This window comes from Pseudomonas sp. c313, assembly GCF_055407145.1.
The window spans coordinates 575,215-590,503 of sequence record NZ_JBUZRD010000001.1; the positions used below are offsets into that span (position 1 = coordinate 575,215).

General features: G+C 59.6%; 12 protein-coding genes. 9 read left to right on the forward strand and 3 right to left on the reverse strand.

Translation table 11 applies throughout. The annotated features are described in order from the left end of the window. Window positions 1-186 precede the first annotated feature (186 nt). Genes flgB through flgE form a run of 4 tightly spaced genes read left to right on the forward strand, consistent with a single transcriptional unit; the run spans window position 187 to window position 3,137 of the window. On the forward strand, window positions 187-594 hold the full coding sequence (flgB, locus tag ACZRKZ_RS02805) for a flagellar basal body rod protein FlgB (RefSeq protein WP_463980643.1): 408 nt from the start codon (window positions 187-189) through the stop codon (window positions 592-594). Between the two features lie 3 nt (window positions 595-597). Continuing rightward, on the forward strand, window positions 598-1,041 hold the full coding sequence (gene flgC / locus ACZRKZ_RS02810; RefSeq protein ID WP_133099232.1) for a flagellar basal body rod protein FlgC: 444 nt from the start codon (window positions 598-600) through the stop codon (window positions 1,039-1,041). 16 nt (window positions 1,042-1,057) lie between these two features. Then, window positions 1,058-1,789 (forward strand): flagellar hook assembly protein FlgD, encoded by a 732-nt coding sequence (gene flgD / locus ACZRKZ_RS02815; protein ID WP_463968366.1) that lies wholly within the window; start codon window positions 1,058-1,060, stop codon window positions 1,787-1,789. Between the two features lie 31 nt (window positions 1,790-1,820). Further along, window positions 1,821-3,137, forward strand: a complete 1,317-nt coding sequence (flgE, locus tag ACZRKZ_RS02820; RefSeq protein WP_463980644.1) for a flagellar hook protein FlgE — start codon at window positions 1,821-1,823, stop codon at window positions 3,135-3,137. Window positions 3,138-3,404: 267 nt separating this feature from the next. Here the strand turns inward: flgE and ACZRKZ_RS02825 are convergent, their stop codons facing one another. Then, a complete protein-coding gene (locus tag ACZRKZ_RS02825; protein WP_133099226.1) occupies window positions 3,405-6,296 on the reverse strand; it encodes a ribonucleoside-diphosphate reductase subunit alpha in 2,892 nt (963 codons plus the stop codon). Window positions 6,297-7,021: 725 nt separating this feature from the next. Between ACZRKZ_RS02825 and ACZRKZ_RS02830 the strand changes: the two genes are divergently transcribed. Continuing rightward, window positions 7,022-7,747 (forward strand): response regulator, encoded by a 726-nt coding sequence (locus tag ACZRKZ_RS02830; RefSeq protein ID WP_463980645.1) that lies wholly within the window; start codon window positions 7,022-7,024, stop codon window positions 7,745-7,747. After that, on the forward strand, window positions 7,744-9,354 hold the full coding sequence (locus ACZRKZ_RS02835) for an ATP-binding protein (RefSeq protein WP_463980646.1): 1,611 nt from the start codon (window positions 7,744-7,746) through the stop codon (window positions 9,352-9,354). The genes ACZRKZ_RS02830 and ACZRKZ_RS02835 overlap by 4 nt, the downstream gene beginning before the upstream one ends. A 43-nt stretch (window positions 9,355-9,397) precedes the next feature. Here the strand turns inward: ACZRKZ_RS02835 and ACZRKZ_RS02840 are convergent, their stop codons facing one another. Beyond that, window positions 9,398-10,114 carry a 4'-phosphopantetheinyl transferase family protein gene (locus tag ACZRKZ_RS02840; RefSeq protein WP_463980647.1) on the reverse strand — a complete coding sequence of 239 codons (717 nt, stop codon included), beginning with the start codon at window positions 10,112-10,114 and terminating at the stop codon, window positions 9,398-9,400. 254 nt (window positions 10,115-10,368) lie between these two features. Here ACZRKZ_RS02840 and ACZRKZ_RS02845 point away from each other — a divergent pair, with 254 nt between their 5' ends. Together ACZRKZ_RS02845 and ACZRKZ_RS02850 are read left to right on the forward strand one after the other, a co-directional pair. After that, window positions 10,369-11,046, forward strand: coding sequence for a response regulator transcription factor (locus ACZRKZ_RS02845; protein ID WP_016973689.1), 678 nt, complete (start codon window positions 10,369-10,371; stop codon window positions 11,044-11,046). Then, window positions 11,043-12,389: an ATP-binding protein gene (locus ACZRKZ_RS02850; RefSeq protein ID WP_463980648.1), complete on the forward strand. Its 1,347-nt coding sequence runs from the start codon at window positions 11,043-11,045 to the stop codon at window positions 12,387-12,389. Before ACZRKZ_RS02845 ends, ACZRKZ_RS02850 begins: the two co-directional genes overlap by 4 nt. An 88-nt stretch (window positions 12,390-12,477) precedes the next feature. On the opposite strand, the gene ACZRKZ_RS02855 is transcribed toward ACZRKZ_RS02850, so the two are convergent. Then, window positions 12,478-13,476, reverse strand: a complete 999-nt coding sequence (locus ACZRKZ_RS02855) for an AraC family transcriptional regulator (RefSeq protein WP_463968373.1) — start codon at window positions 13,474-13,476, stop codon at window positions 12,478-12,480. Between the two features lie 332 nt (window positions 13,477-13,808). On the opposite strand from ACZRKZ_RS02855, the gene ACZRKZ_RS02860 reads away from it, so the two are divergent. Next, window positions 13,809-15,143 carry a dicarboxylate/amino acid:cation symporter gene (locus ACZRKZ_RS02860; protein WP_463968374.1) on the forward strand — a complete coding sequence of 445 codons (1,335 nt, stop codon included), beginning with the start codon at window positions 13,809-13,811 and terminating at the stop codon, window positions 15,141-15,143. The last annotated feature ends 146 nt before the right edge of the window (window positions 15,144-15,289 follow it).

The following is a 15,289-nucleotide window of genomic DNA, read 5'->3' on the forward strand; positions in this document are numbered from 1 at the left end:
ATGGGCGCAAAGCGGCAACGCTCATTGCCGCTTTACTGGCGGTTGGCGGAGACCCCTTGCCGCTTTTCTGGCATTGCCACCGGCAATCTCCCGGCAAGCCCTTGATTTAAAGGGCTTCGATGACTTGGCATGCCACTTGCTATATCCAGATTACGAAAAGCAGGTCAGCCCCTAAAGGTTTCCGCCATGAGCATCAGCTTCGATAAAGCGCTCGGTATCCACGAACAAGCCCTGGGCTTTCGCGCCCAGCGTGCCGAAGTCCTGGCTAACAACATCGCCAACGCCGACACCCCGAACTACAAGGCTCGGGACTTGGACTTTTCCGCCGTGCTCGCCGCACAGCAGGACAAGACCAAGAACGGCTCCTTCGCCTTGAACATGACCAATAACCGTCATATCGAAGCGCAAGGCATGGGCAATGGCGACGAGTCGCTGATGTACCGCACGCCGATGCAGCCATCGATCGACCAGAACACCGTCGACGCGCAGTTGGAGCAATCGAGCTACGCCGAGAACTCGGTGAACTTTCAGGCCAGCTTCACCCTGCTCAACAGCAAATTCAAAGGGCTGATGTCAGCCCTGCGCGGAGAGTAAGTCATGTCTCTATCCAGTGTTTTCAATATTGCCGGTAGTGGCATGAGCGCCCAGACCACCCGTCTGAACACCGTCGCCAGTAACATCGCCAACGCCGAGACCGTGTCGTCGAGCATTGACCAGACCTACCGCGCCCGTCACCCGGTGTTCGCCACCATGTTCCAGGGCGGCCAGAGTGGCGGCAGCGATTCGCTGTTCCAGGACCAGGATGCTGCGGGCCAGGGCGTTCAGGTGCTGGGTGTGGTCGAAGACCAGAGCAATCTCGACGCGCGCTACGAGCCGAACCATCCTGCCGCCGACGCCAAGGGTTATGTGTTCTACCCCAACGTTAATGTGGTCGAGGAAATGGCTGACATGATTTCCGCCAGTCGCTCGTTCCAGACCAACGCGGAAATGATGAACACCGCCAAAACCATGATGCAGAAGGTCCTGACCCTGGGTCAGTGATAAGGGGCGCCAAAGAATGTCCGTTACCAACGATGTGTCGAGTAACTCGACGATCCAGGACTTGTTCAACAACAAGGTCAAGGATGCCGCGGCCAACCAGGATAGCCTGGCGGGTGCTACCAAAGAGGCTTCTGGCAGCCAGGCCCTGGGCAAGGATGCGTTCCTGCAGTTGCTGGTCACCCAGCTGAAAAACCAGAACCCGCTGTCGCCCCAGGATAACGGCGCGTTTGTCGCGCAACTGGCGCAGTTCAGCAGCCTGGAAGGCATCAACACCCTGAACGACTCGGTGAATGCAATCTCCAGCAACTACAAGTCGTCGCAAGCGCTGCAAGCGTCGTCGCTGGTGGGTCGTTCGGTGATCATCGAGACCGACAAGGCCATGGTCGACACCAGCAAGAGCTTCACTGGTTCCGTGGCAGTCACCTCGTCGGTGGGCAACGTCACCATCAAGGTCTCTGACAAGGACGGCAAGCTGGTCAAGACCATCGACTTGGGCGCTCAGGCAGCCGGCAAGTCGGACTTTATCTGGGACGGCAAAAACGAAGCCGGCGAGAAAGTCGACTCCGGCAACTACACCTTCGCTGCCACCACCAAGAACGATGCCGGTGATGCGATAGCGTTGAAGACCTCACTACCAGCCACGGTCACTAGCGTGACTTTGAGCCAGACGGGCGGCGAAATGCTGCTCAATCTTTCTGGCGGCATGGGCAGCATCAAGCTGTCGCAAATTCAGACTATCGGTACATAGAGCCGCCTAAATACGGCAAGAGGAGAGAAACATGTCTTTTAATATCGGCCTTAGCGGCCTCTATGCGGCCAACAAACAGCTGGACGTGACTGGCAACAACATCGCCAACGTCGCGACCACCGGCTTCAAGTCGTCCCGTGCTGAATTCGCCGACGTCTACGCCGCCTCCAAACTGGGCAGCGGCCACAACGCTATTGGTAGCGGTGTGAGCCTGGCAGCGGTTTCCCAGCAATTCAGCCAAGGCGAAATCACCGGCACCGGTGGTTTGCTGGACATGGCGATCAAGGGCGGCGGCTTCTTCGTGCAGAAGGGCAGCGACGGTTCCCTGGAATACACCCGCTCTGGTACTTTCAAACCGGACAAGGATGGCTACGTCACCAACTCCACCGGCACCTCGCGCCTGCAAGGTTACGCGGCAGACGAAAACGGCAAGATCATCAAGGGTGGCCTGATAGACCTGCGCATAGATCAGTCGAACCTGTCACCCAAGGCGTCCACCAAGGTGGACTCCACCAGCAACCTGAAGTCCTCGGAGCCAGTGATCGACCAGGCGCTCAACCCGTTCGATCCGACCAAATCGGGCAGCTTTACCACCCAGTACACCACCATGTTGTACGACACCCAGGGCAACTCGCACCCTATGGTGCAGTACATGGTGAAGACCGACTCCAATACCTGGAAGTCCTACACCCTGATCGACGGCCGTAACCCCAACGGTACGCCTATCAGTGGCGCCGGTGCCGTCGCGCCTGTGGCGTCGACCGTGACCTTCGACACGGCCGGTACCCTCAAGGGCATCGTTACGCCGCCAAGTATTGTTTCCAATACCACCCTGACGATTGCCGACTGGAAACCGGGCGTCATGAAAGGTGGCGTGTGGGTAGATAACGGCGCAGCGGCCAACCCGACCGGTATTGCCATCAATATGGCCAGTATCACCCAGTACAACTCTGCCAGTTATCGCAACCCGCCGGTCACTGATGGTTACGCTACTGGCGAAATCACTGGGTTGAAAATCGACAGCAGCGGCGTCATGTTTGCCACGTTCAGTAACGAGCAGAGCAAGGCGATCGGCCAGATCTCCTTGGCCAGCTTCAACAATGAACAGGGTCTGCAGCCGAACGGCGGCACTACCTGGAAGGAGACCTTCGCGTCCGGCCAGCCAGGTTATGACTCGCCAGAGTCCGGCACTTTGGGTTCGATCATCGCCAACTCCCTGGAGAACTCCAACGTCAACCTGACCAGCGAGTTGGTGGAGCTTATCAAGGCTCAGAGCAACTTCCAGGCGAACTCCAAGACCATCTCCACCGAAAGCACCATCATGCAGACCATTATTCAGATGACCTGATGTTGTCGATTTAGCGCCTGCACCGAAAGCCCCTCAATGAGGGGCTTTTTTTGCGCGCTATTCGTCAAACGGGGTGCTTCTTGCCTTTCGTTTTGAGTGGCCGAGGCTGCTCTGCACTGACTGGAGGGGAAGCGTGTTGAGTCAGGCCTGGCGGACGTCATTTGCTCCGCGAAGCCCATATGAAAAAGCCCCCGATAAACCCAACTGCAGCCAGGGTCTATCGGGGGCTTTTCAGTCCTGGGTGATTAAGCCCAGGACCTGCTCAGCTTATTGGCAAGCTTCGCAATCCGGCTCGTCAATCGCACAGGCTTTTGGCACTGGTGCAGGGCCGGCCGGAGCCGCGAGAACCGAATCATCACCGTGGTTGCCGCTGGATACTGCGTTCAGCTTACCGGTATTGATGGTCGACTTCTCGGTGCTGGTCGCGGCCAGCGCACGGAGGTAGTAAGTGGTTTTCAGTCCACGGTACCAAGCCATGCGGTAGGTCACGTCCAGCTTCTTGCCCGAAGCGCTGGCGATGTACAGGTTCAGCGACTGAGCCTGGTCGATCCACTTCTGGCGACGGCTGGCGGCGTCAACGATCCACTTGGTGTCCACTTCGAAGGCAGTCGCGTAGAGCTCTTTGAGTTCTTGCGGGATGCGCTCGATCTGTTGCACCGAACCGTCGTAGTACTTGAGGTCGTTGATCATCACCGAGTCCCACAGGTCGCGGGCTTTCAGGTCGCGAACCAGGTACGGGTTGATCACGGTGAATTCGCCCGACAGGTTCGATTTCACATACAGGTTCTGGTAAGTCGGTTCGATCGACTGCGACACGCCAGTGATGTTGGCGATGGTGGCGGTCGGTGCGATGGCCATGATGTTGGAGTTACGAATGCCTTTCTGCACACGGGCACGTACCGGCGCCCAGTCCAGGGATTCGTTCAGGTCAACGTCGATGTACTTCTGGCCACGTTGCTCAATCAGGATCTGTTGCGAATCCAGCGGCAGGATGCCTTTGGACCACAGCGAACCCTGGAACGTCTCGTAGGCGCCGCGCTCGTCAGCCAGGTCGCAGGAAGCCTGGATCGCGTAGTAGCTGACCGCCTCCATGGACTTGTCGGCGAACTCGACGGCTGCGTCGGAGCCGTAAGGAATGTGCTGCAGGTACAAAGCGTCCTGGAAGCCCATGATGCCCAGTCCGACCGGACGGTGCTTGAAGTTGGAGTTCTGCGCCTGTGGCACCGAGTAGTAGTTGATGTCGATAACGTTATCGAGCATGCGTACTGCGGTGTTGACGGTGCGTTCCAGCTTGGCGGTGTCCAGCTTGCCGTCCTTGATGTGGTTCGGCAGGTTGATCGAACCCAGGTTGCAAACGGCGATCTCGTCCTTGTTGGTGTTCAAGGTGATCTCGGTGCACAGGTTCGAGCTGTGGACCACGCCCACGTGCTGCTGCGGGCTGCGCAGGTTGCACGGGTCTTTGAAGGTCAGCCATGGGTGGCCGGTTTCAAACAGCATGGAGAGCATTTTGCGCCACAGGTCTTTGGCCTGGATGGTCTTGAACAGCTTGATCTTGCCCGGGTACTGGGACAGGGCTTCGTAGTACTCGTAACGCTCTTCGAAGGCCTTGCCGGTCAGGTCGTGCAGGTCCGGTACTTCGGACGGCGAGAACAGGGTCCACTGGCCGTCATCGAAAACGCGCTTCATGAACAGGTCAGGGATCCAGTTGGCGGTGTTCATGTCGTGGGTACGACGACGGTCATCACCGGTGTTCTTGCGCAGCTCGATGAACTCTTCAATGTCCATGTGCCAGGTTTCCAGGTAGGCACAGACAGCGCCTTTGCGCTTGCCACCCTGGTTGACCGCTACGGCGGTGTCGTTCACGACTTTGAGGAACGGGACGACGCCCTGGGACTTGCCGTTGGTGCCCTTGATGTACGAACCCAAGGCGCGCACTGGCGTCCAGTCGTTGCCCAGGCCGCCTGCGAATTTGGACAGCATGGCGTTGTCGTGGATCGCGTGGTAGATGCCCGAGAGGTCATCCGGCACGGTGGTCAGGTAGCAGCTCGACAGCTGTGGACGCAGAGTGCCGGCGTTGAACAGGGTTGGCGTCGAGGACATGTAGTCGAAGGACGACAACAGGTTGTAGAACTCGATCGCACGGTCTTCCTTGTTCTTCTCTTCGATCGCCAGGCCCATGGCTACGCGCATGAAGAAGATCTGCGGCAGTTCGAAGCGGATACCGTCCTTGTGAATGAAGTAACGGTCGTACAGGGTTTGCAGGCCCAGGTAGGTGAACTGCTGGTCACGCTCGTGGTTGATCGCCTTGCCGAGTTTTTCCAGGTCGAAGGTGGCCAGGATCGGGTTCAACAATTCGTATTTGATTCCCTTGGCGATGTACGAAGGCAGGGCCTTGGCGTACAGGTCGACCATTTCGTGGTGGGTCGCGCTGTCGGCGACTTCCAGGAAGCTCAGGCCTTCGGCGCGCAGGGTGTCCATCAACAGGCGGGCGGTGACGAACGAGTAGTTCGGCTCACGCTCGACCAGGGTACGGGCAGTCATCACCAGGGCGGTGTTGACGTCGCTCAGGGCCACGCCGTCGTACAGGTTCTTCAGGGTTTCGCGCTGGATCAGGTCGCCGTCGACTTCTTCCAGGCCTTCACAGGCCTCGGTGACGATGGTGTTCAGGCGGCCCATGTCCAGCGGCGCGAAGGTACCGTCAGCGAGGGTGATGCGGATCGACGGGTGAGCGTTTACCGCTTCCTCGGTCGGAGCGCGGGTCGCACGTTCCTTGGAGCGACCGTCGCGGTAGATCACGTAGTCGCGAGCCACTTTCTGCTCGCCGGCACGCATCAGGGCCAGTTCGACCTGGTCCTGGATTTCTTCGATGTGGATGGTGCCGCCCGATGGCATGCGACGCTTGAAGGTTGCAGTGACTTGTTCGGTCAGGCGGGCAACGGTGTCGTGGATTCGCGACGAGGCAGCAGCGGTGCCGCCTTCAACTGCGAGAAACGCTTTGGTGATGGCGACGGTGATTTTGTCATCGGTGTAAGGAACGACAGTGCCGTTACGCTTGATCACGCGCAATTGGCCGGGTGCGGTGGCGGACAGATCCAGATTCGAATCGGCGGCCTGCTGCACGGAGCCCTGCGGGTTCTCGCGAGTTGTGTCGGTTTGCATGGGGGGTTGTCTCCACATTCTATATTTATTTGGGCACCATCACGGTGCCCACCGTTCCGTCCTGAAGCACTTACAGCAGGCCTGGGCCTGGCATAACAACTTCGGGACAGGAGGAAGGGAGCTGATCGCGCCGCTTCCATGCCGAAGTCTTCGGTGCAGAGCCTTGGCTCTAAACCGTATTTCTGATGGGTGACAGTTTCGTACTGCAACACCCGTACCGCTTCTCCCGGTGTGGGCTGAAACGGCTGCCATCCGCGTGCGCGGTTTGGTCTTCTGAAAACGTCTTAAGTTCAACCAAACAGGAGCAAGAAAGGGCTTGAGTTTCTTGTCTGATTTGTGTTTGGTCTTTTTGCCGAAAACCCTACATGTAGGGTTTTTTTGGCGACGAGCTACAAGATAATGCGTTTTGGGGGGCTTAGCAACGCACTACCTGTGGATAACGTTGTGGGTAAAATGTGTATGAAAGAGCGAATCGCCGTGTAGGCCGCAGTACTGCGGCATTACACCGCTTGTCACCGAATATTCCAAGGTGAAAACACCCGGTTGGTTTTTTGAGGGCGCGAACCCTATCACAAAAAAACGCGATTACCGAATGCATTTCCAGGCTTGTGTTCGAGGGCTGGCCCGTTGCTACAATCGGCTTGGATACACGCTGTGTTATGCACCCGCAACATGACAAAAAGAGCGGGGCATCTTCTTTTAATAGCTGATAATAGAGGTCACCCGTGGAGCATGAAGCCTGGCAGGTATTGATTGTCGAGGACGACCAGCGTCTGGCTGAATTGACCCGTGATTATCTGGAAGGCAACGGCCTGCGGGTGTCGATAGAAGGTAACGGTGCCCTGGCGGCGGCACGGATCATCGCCGAGCAGCCCGACCTGGTGATTCTCGACCTGATGCTGCCCGGCGAAGACGGCCTGAGCATCTGCCGCAAGGTGCGTGAGCGCTACGATGGGGTGATCCTGATGCTGACCGCCCGCACCGACGACATGGACCAAGTGCTGGGCCTGGACATGGGTGCTGACGACTACGTCTGCAAGCCGGTGCGCCCGCGGCTGTTGCTGGCGCGAATCCAGGCCTTGCTGCGGCGCAGCGAAAGCGTCGAGCCGGCGATCCCCGAAAAACAACGACGCCTGCAATTTGGCCCGTTAGTGGTGGACAACGCCCTGCGCGAAGCTTGGCTGCACGACGGTGGCATCGAGCTGACCAGCGCCGAATTCGACCTGTTGTGGCTGCTGGTCGCCAATGCCGGGCGCATCCTGTCTCGGGAAGAAATCTTCACCGCCTTGCGCGGTATCGGCTATGACGGTCAGGACCGCTCCATCGACGTGCGCATCTCGCGGATACGTCCGAAAATCGGCGATGACCCGATTCATCCACGCCTGATCAAAACCATCCGCAGCAAAGGTTATTTGTTCGTCCCCGAAGCTGCTGCCGACCTGCAGCCGTGAACTCGATCTTCCTGCGCATCTACGGCGGCATGTGTGCGGCGCTGATCCTGGTGGCGCTGCTCGGCGTTCTGGCATTGCACCTGCTCAACGAGGTGCGCAGTGACCAGTACCGCGAGCGCCTGGCCCACGGCACCTTTGCCCTGATGGGCGACAGCTTGCAACCGATGAGCGCCATCGAGCGCCGCCGAGCCCTGGCGGTGTGGGAGCGCTTGCTGGGGATACCCCTGCAATTGCAGGCCGTGGCCGATGCCCAGCTCGACTTGGGCCAGCGTAATCGCCTGCAACGGGGTCAGGTGTTGGTAGAGCAGACCGGACCCCATGCCGCCAAGGTCCTGCGACTGGTCAGTGAAAAAGAGCAATTGTTGCTCACTGGGGAAGTGCAGCAAATCAGCGAACAGCTGGCCCGGGCGACTATCTACCTGCTGGCCGATGAACTGGTGCGCTACCCGGTGGCCGAGCAGCCAAAACGCCTGGCGGACCTTAAAGACGCCAAGGGCTTTGGCTTCGAATTGCACCTGATTACCCTCGACCAGGCCGATATGGACGAAGACCAGCGCCGCCGAGTGGCGGAGGGCGATACGGTGATGGCGCTGGGCAAGGGGGGTGATTCGATCCGCGTGTTTGCCGGCATGGTTGGCACGCCGTGGGTCCTGGAAATCGGCCCGCTGTACCAGATGAATCCTTATCCGGCGCAATGGCTGATATTGATTGCGCTGATCGGCCTGACCCTGATCGGCTTGATTGTCTACCTGCTGGTGCGGCAACTGGAGCGTCGCCTGCACGGCCTTGAATCCGCCGCCACGCGCATCGCCAAAGGCAACCTGGAGGCGCGGGTGCCGGCGCGCGGTGCTGACTCGGTAGGGCGCCTGGCGGCGGCCTTCAACGGCATGGCCGAGCACCTGCAGCGGTTGCAGGCGATCCAGCGCGAATTGGTGCGCGCGGTGTCCCACGAGCTGCGCACCCCGGTGGCGCGCCTGCGCTTTGGCCTGGAGATGATCGGCGACGCCGCCACCCCTGAAGCCCGGCGTAAATACATGGAAGGCATGGACAGCGATATCCAGGACCTCGATGGCCTGGTGGACGAGATGCTCACCTACGCGCGGCTGGAGCAGGGTTCGCCGGCACTGAACTTCCAGCGGGTCGACCTCAATGCCTTGCTCGATCAGGTCATTGGTGAGTTAGCGCCGCTGCGACCGGCAATCAATGTGGCGCGAGGGATTTGCCTGTCATCGGCCCACTTGGATGACGCCTGGGTCGAGGCCGAGCCGCGCTACCTGCACCGGGCCCTGCAAAACCTGGTGAGCAATGCCATGCGTCACGCGCAGTCACAGGTGTTGATCAGTTATCAGGTGGGCCAGGTACGTTGTCGCATCGACGTCGAAGACGATGGCCCCGGCGTGCCGGAAAATGCCTGGGAGCGGGTCTTCACCCCGTTCCTGCGCCTGGACGACAGCCGTACCCGGGCGTCGGGTGGGCATGGCCTGGGGCTTTCGATTGTGCGCAGGATTATCAATTGGCACGGCGGGCGGGCGTTGATCAGCAAGAGCAACAACCTGGGCGGGGCCTGTTTCAGCTTGAGTTGGCCGAGGGATCAAGAGAAACCTTGAGACCTTGTGGCTATCCGACAAGCCCGCTTGCCACAGGGATCTGTCAGGCGTTGATCGCCACCAGGCTCAACAACTGCCCCTCATGCACGGCAAACTGCGCATCCAACTCGCTGCCGTGACGCCACTCGCTGGACAGGTCCGTCAGCAACCGCAATCGCGCATGGCCTGTCTCAGACCAATCCAAAAGCTCGGCATGTTCAAAGTAGAAGCGCTTTTGCACGATGGGGTAGAGCGCCTTGAACAAGCTCTCCTTGGCCGAAAAGGTCAGGGTCACCAGTTGCGCAATCTGTTCCCGAGGCCCTGCGGCCATGCGCTGCAACTCATTTGGCGTGAGGATTTCCCCTGCCAGGCGTTCGGCTCGCTCCAGCGCCAGCACATTCTCCAGATCCATCCCCAGCCCGCGCCACTGCGCCTTATGCGCGACGATGGCCGCCGCGTGGCCGGTGCTGTGAGTGATCGAGCCACTGATATGGCCCGGCCATACCGGCGCTCGATCTTCGCCAATGGCTGGAATGCAGTCCAGCCCTTCAAGCTGTTGCAAGGCAGCACGGGCACATAGCCGCCCGGCGAGAAACTCGGCCTGACGCTTGGCTACCGAACGCTGGATGCTGGCCGGGGGCGGCACGGCGCAGCGCTGGAAGTCGCCGGCGACCAGCAATGTCGGATCGAAGCGGGTGCTCAGAAATACCGTACCCGGCAAGGGGACGGGCAGCGGCCAATGGGCGTCGAGTGGGGTGCAGCAGGCGGGGAGCGGATTCATACCGGGTATTTTGCACCGGTTACCGCGAGCATGGGTAGCCTGGAGCAGGCTCGACTTAACCGACGTGTTACAGACTGGGCGATCCGGTTCAGCCCAGATTCAGAGAGTGTTCAGGAGCAGTTCAGGGGCGTCTGCGTAGTCTGGGACTACGAAAACATATCTGCCCGTTTTAACGGCGTTAAACTGCGCCAGCAAGACTTGCAGGGCCGCTATGATGTACCTGGCTGGAACGTTGATTTGCCTTGGAGAGCTTTATGAAACTGCTGGTTGTCGAAGATGAGGCGCTGCTGCGTCATCACTTGCTGACCCGACTCACCGACAGCGGTCACGTGGTTGAAGCCGTGGCCAATGCCGAAGAAGCGTTGTACCAGACCGGGCAATTCAACCATGACCTGGCGATCATCGACCTGGGCCTGCCGGGCATGGGCGGCCTGGACCTGATCCGCCAGTTGCGCACCCAGGCCAAGACCTTCCCGATCCTGATTCTCACCGCGCGCGGCAACTGGCAGGACAAGGTCGAAGGCCTGGCAGCCGGCGCCGACGACTACGTGGTCAAGCCGTTCCAGTTCGAAGAGCTGGAAGCACGGATGAATGCATTGTTGCGTCGTTCCAGCGGGTTTACCCAGTCGACCATTGTTGCGGGCCCTTTGCTGCTGGACCTCAATCGCAAACAGGCTTCCCTCGACGAACAACCCCTGGCGCTGACCGCCTATGAGTACCGAATCCTCGAATACCTGATGCGTCACCATCAACAAGTGGTGGCCAAGGACCGCTTGATGGAGCAGCTCTACCCCGATGACGACGAGCGCGATCCAAACGTGATCGAAGTGCTGGTGGGCCGCCTGCGCCGCAAGCTGGAAGGGCCTGCGGGATTCAAGCCGATCGACACCGTGCGAGGCCTGGGCTACCTGTTTAACGAGCGCTGCCGTTGATTCGCTCGTTACGTGTGCGCCTGATGCTGGCGGCCGCTACCCTGGCCGTCCTGTTTATGCTGGCGTTGCTACCGGCCATGCAGGGCGCGTTCAGCCTGGCCTTGCAGGACGCTATCGAACAGCGCCTGGCGTCAGACGTGACGACGCTGATCTCTGCGGCGCGGGTCGAAAACAACCGCCTGCAGATGCCGGCGCAATTGCCGGACGAGCGCTTCAACCTCACCGACAGCCGCCTGCTGGGCTACATCTATGACCGTGAAGGCCACCTGGTCTGGCGCTCGCGGGCGACCCAGGAAGAAAACATCAACTACACGCCGCGCTACGACGGGCGCGGCAACGAGTTCGCGAAAATTCGCGAGGCCAACGACCAGGAATTTTTTGTCTATGACGTCGAGGTCAAGCTGCTGGGGGGCAAGAGCGCGGCATTCAGTATTGTCGCCCTGCAACCGGTGCGCGAATACCAACTAACCCTCGAAGGCCTGCGGGAAAACCTCTACTTGGGCTTCGGTGCCGCCTTGCTGGTGCTGCTGACCCTGCTCTGGCTCGGCCTGACCTGGGGCCTACAAGCCCTGCGCCGCCTGAGCCAGGAACTGGACGAGATCGAAGGCGGCACCCGCGAAAGCCTCAGTGAACAACACCCGCGGGAGCTGCTTCGGCTGACCGGCTCCCTCAACCGTTTGCTCCACAGCGAGCGTGAGCAGCGCACCCGTTACCGCGACTCCCTCGACGACCTGGCCCACAGCCTGAAAACCCCGCTGGCGGTGTTGCAGGGCGTGAGCGAAGACATGGCCCAGCGCCCAGAGGACCGCGAGCAAGCCTGGGTGCTGCAATCGCAGATCGAGCGCATGAGCCAGCAAATCAGCTACCAGTTGCAGCGCGCCAGCCTGCGCAAAAGCGGCCTGGTGCGCCATCAGGTACGGTTGCGGCCGGTGCTGCAAAGCCTGTGCGACACCCTGGACAAGGTCTACCGCGACAAGCGCGTGCGGGTGTCCTTTGACCTGCCGGACGAATGCGACGTGCCCATCGAGCAGGGCGCCCTACTCGAATTACTCGGCAACCTGCTGGAAAACGCCTACCGCCTGTGCCTGAGCGAAGTGCGCATCACCCTGTATGAAAGCCTCGAAGGCACCCAGTTGTGCATTGAAGACGACGGCCCCGGAGTACCGCCGGACCAGCGTGCGCGGATTCTGCAAAGGGGCGAGCGGCTGGACCGTCAGCATCCGGGGCAGGGGATCGGGTTGGCAGTGGTCAAGGACATCATCGAAAGCTACGGCGCGCGGCTGACCCTGGGGGATTCACCCTTGGGAGGGGCGGCGTTCAAGATCCACTTTCCGGCAGTCTAAATACTTCTATGGTCAGTGAGTTTTCTGTGGTGAGAGAGCAAGCTCCCTCGCCACATTAATCACTATTATCTCAGGACAGTGTTCGGCCTTAGCTTTCTTGCGCTCTATAAGCGCCCGGCGTCAGCCCCGTCCACTTTTTGAACGCCCGATGAAACGCCGACGGCTCGGAAAACCCCAGTTGCTCGGCGATCTCCTGCAGTGACAAATCCGCTCGACCCAGATGAAAAATCGCAATATCTCGGCGCAGTTCATCCTTGAGCGCCTGAAAGCTGGTGCCTTCTTCGCGTAAATGCCGGCGCAGTGTTTGCGGGCTGATATGCAAATGCTGGGCGACCGCTTCCAGGTCCGGCCAGGGCGTGCGGTCGCGACTCAACAAACGGCGCAACTGGCTGCTCAAGCTGTCGCCTTCGTCCGGGCGTGACAGCAGGTCGGCGGGTGAACGCTCCAGGAAATACTTGAGGGTGCGCTCGTCCTGCAACAGCGGCAGGCTCAGGTAGCGGCTGTGGAACACCAGGCTGCTGACAGGTGCGGCAAATACGTGGGGGCAGGGGAACAGCAAATCGTATTCGCCACTGTGGGCCGGCATCGGGTAGCTGAACGTTGCCTGCTCCAGGCGAATACGCTGGCCGATCAGCCAACTGCCGAGGCGGTGCCAGATCACCAGTAGGCACTCACTCAAAAAGTGATCCGGGTCCCACAGTTGAGAATCGTCCAGGCTCAAGCGGGCCATATCGCCTTCCCGTGTCAGGTGCCAGCGCGGCCCTTGCGGGAATAGGCCATAAAATAACAAGCCGCGTTCCAGAGCCTTCTCCAGGGTGCGGCAGTGGATCAGCGCATGGCACATCATGGCGAAGGTGCCGCGTTTGCTCGGGCCATCGGCGAAGCCCAGGTATTCGTCGTCCAGCGCCAGCCACAGCATCTGCAACAGGCGGGTGAATTGTTCCGGCGCGATACGGGCGCGAGGTTCGCTAAGTAGTTCGGGGGTGATGCCCAGTTGCTGCAACAACCCCGAGTAATCGTAGCCGGCCCGGTGCGCACCACCCAAGGCGGCACGGGCATAGTGACTGGCAATGGTACGTTCACGCATGAAGGGGCCTCGTCCATTAAGTGGCGGATGGTAGCCATCGTACAGAGAAGCGACAAGGCGGATATCCGCCAAATTGTAGGACGAGGCTCGGGCAGTGGGCGGAAATCCGCCACCTGTACCAACGTTTGAATGGAGCCCGAAAACCACAGGGCCTTATGCCTAAAGGCCTTTAGCTGCTTTTAGCAAAGTGGCATGGCGTTTGCGATAGGAAACGCAGATCTGCCCAGCGCAGCTCGCCAAAACAAATCCCTCCAGTGCAGGAGGGTTCGCAATTCAAGTGTCGTGGGCAATGGCGGATATTTGCCACACGAGGCTCTTGAGGAAACTTTGCAATGACGACTCGTCAGCCGTTCTATAAAAGCCTGTATTTCCAGGTGATCGTTGCCATCGTTATCGGCATCCTGCTCGGTCACTTCTACCCGCAGACCGGTGTGGCCCTCAAGCCACTGGGTGACGGCTTTATCAAACTGATCAAAATGGTCATCGCACCGATCATCTTCTGTACAGTCGTCAGCGGTATCGCTGGCATGCAGAACATGAAATCGGTCGGCAAAACCGGCGGCTACGCGCTGCTGTACTTCGAAGTCGTTTCCACCATCGCCCTGCTGATCGGCCTGATCGTAGTCAACGTCGTGCAACCGGGCGCCGGCATGCACATCGACGTAGCGACCCTGGACGCTTCCAAAGTGGCGGCCTACGTCACTGCCGGTAAAGACCAGAGCATCGTCGGCTTTATCCTCAACGTCATTCCGAACACCATCGTCGGCGCCTTCGCCAACGGCGATATCCTGCAAGTGCTGATGTTCTCGGTGATCTTCGGTTTCGCCCTGCATCGCCTGGGTGCCTACGGCAAGCCGGTCCTGGACTTCATCGATCGCTTCGCCCACGTGATGTTCAACATCATCAACATGATCATGAAGCTCGCGCCAATCGGTGCCCTGGGCGCCATGGCGTTCACCATCGGTGCCTACGGCGTAGGTTCGCTGGTGCAGTTGGGCCAGTTGATGATCTGTTTCTACATCACCTGCCTGTTGTTCGTCCTGGTGGTATTGGGCGGCATCTGCCGCGCCCACGGTTTCAGCGTACTGAAACTGATCCGCTACATCCGTGAAGAACTGCTGATCGTACTGGGTACTTCCTCCTCGGAATCGGCCCTGCCACGCATGCTGATCAAGATGGAGCGCCTGGGGGCGAAGAAGTCGGTAGTAGGTCTGGTTATCCCGACTGGCTACTCCTTCAACCTCGACGGTACTTCGATCTACCTGACCATGGCTGCCGTGTTCATCGCCCAGGCGACTGACACTCACATGGACATCACCCACCAGATCACTCTGTTGCTGGTGTTGCTGCTGTCCTCCAAGGGCGCTGCAGGCGTGACTGGTAGTGGTTTCATCGTACTGGCCGCCACCCTGTCGGCTGTTGGCCACCTGCCGGTTGCCGGCCTGGCGCTGATCCTGGGTATCGACCGCTTCATGTCCGAAGCCCGCGCACTGACCAACCTGGTCGGTAACGCCGTAGCTACCCTGGTAGTTGCCAAGTGGGTCAAGGAACTGGACGAAGATACCCTGCAAACCGAGTTGGCTTCCGGTGGTCGCGGCATCTCCGACACCCGTGAAGAAGACGACCTGGGTGTGGCTGAAGGCCCGACACCATCTGGCGTCAAGTAACACTGCACCGCTCATGAAAAACCCATCTTCGGATGGGTTTTTTTTGTGGAGAGGGAGCTTGCTCCCGTTGGGCTGCGCAGCAGTCCCTGAAATCACAACGGTCACTGTCGATGATGGTTTATGTAATTGCCGCTTACCCCCAAGCC

Excerpts from the sequence above, each read along its gene's own strand:
- flgE (WP_463980644.1), top strand. The coding sequence starts at position 1,821 with ATGTCTTTTAATATCGGCCTTAGCGGCCTCTATGCGGCCAACAAACAG.
- ACZRKZ_RS02845 (WP_016973689.1), top strand. The coding sequence starts at position 10,369 with ATGAAACTGCTGGTTGTCGAAGATGAGGCGCTGCTGCGTCATCACTTG.
- ACZRKZ_RS02855 (WP_463968373.1), bottom strand. The coding sequence starts at position 13,476 with ATGCGTGAACGTACCATTGCCAGTCACTATGCCCGTGCCGCCTTGGGT.
- flgB (WP_463980643.1), top strand. The coding sequence starts at position 187 with ATGAGCATCAGCTTCGATAAAGCGCTCGGTATCCACGAACAAGCCCTG.
- flgC (WP_133099232.1), top strand. The coding sequence starts at position 598 with ATGTCTCTATCCAGTGTTTTCAATATTGCCGGTAGTGGCATGAGCGCC.
- flgD (WP_463968366.1), top strand. The coding sequence starts at position 1,058 with ATGTCCGTTACCAACGATGTGTCGAGTAACTCGACGATCCAGGACTTG.
- ACZRKZ_RS02825 (WP_133099226.1), bottom strand. The coding sequence starts at position 6,296 with ATGCAAACCGACACAACTCGCGAGAACCCGCAGGGCTCCGTGCAGCAG.
- ACZRKZ_RS02860 (WP_463968374.1), top strand. The coding sequence starts at position 13,809 with ATGACGACTCGTCAGCCGTTCTATAAAAGCCTGTATTTCCAGGTGATC.
- ACZRKZ_RS02840 (WP_463980647.1), bottom strand. The coding sequence starts at position 10,114 with ATGAATCCGCTCCCCGCCTGCTGCACCCCACTCGACGCCCATTGGCCG.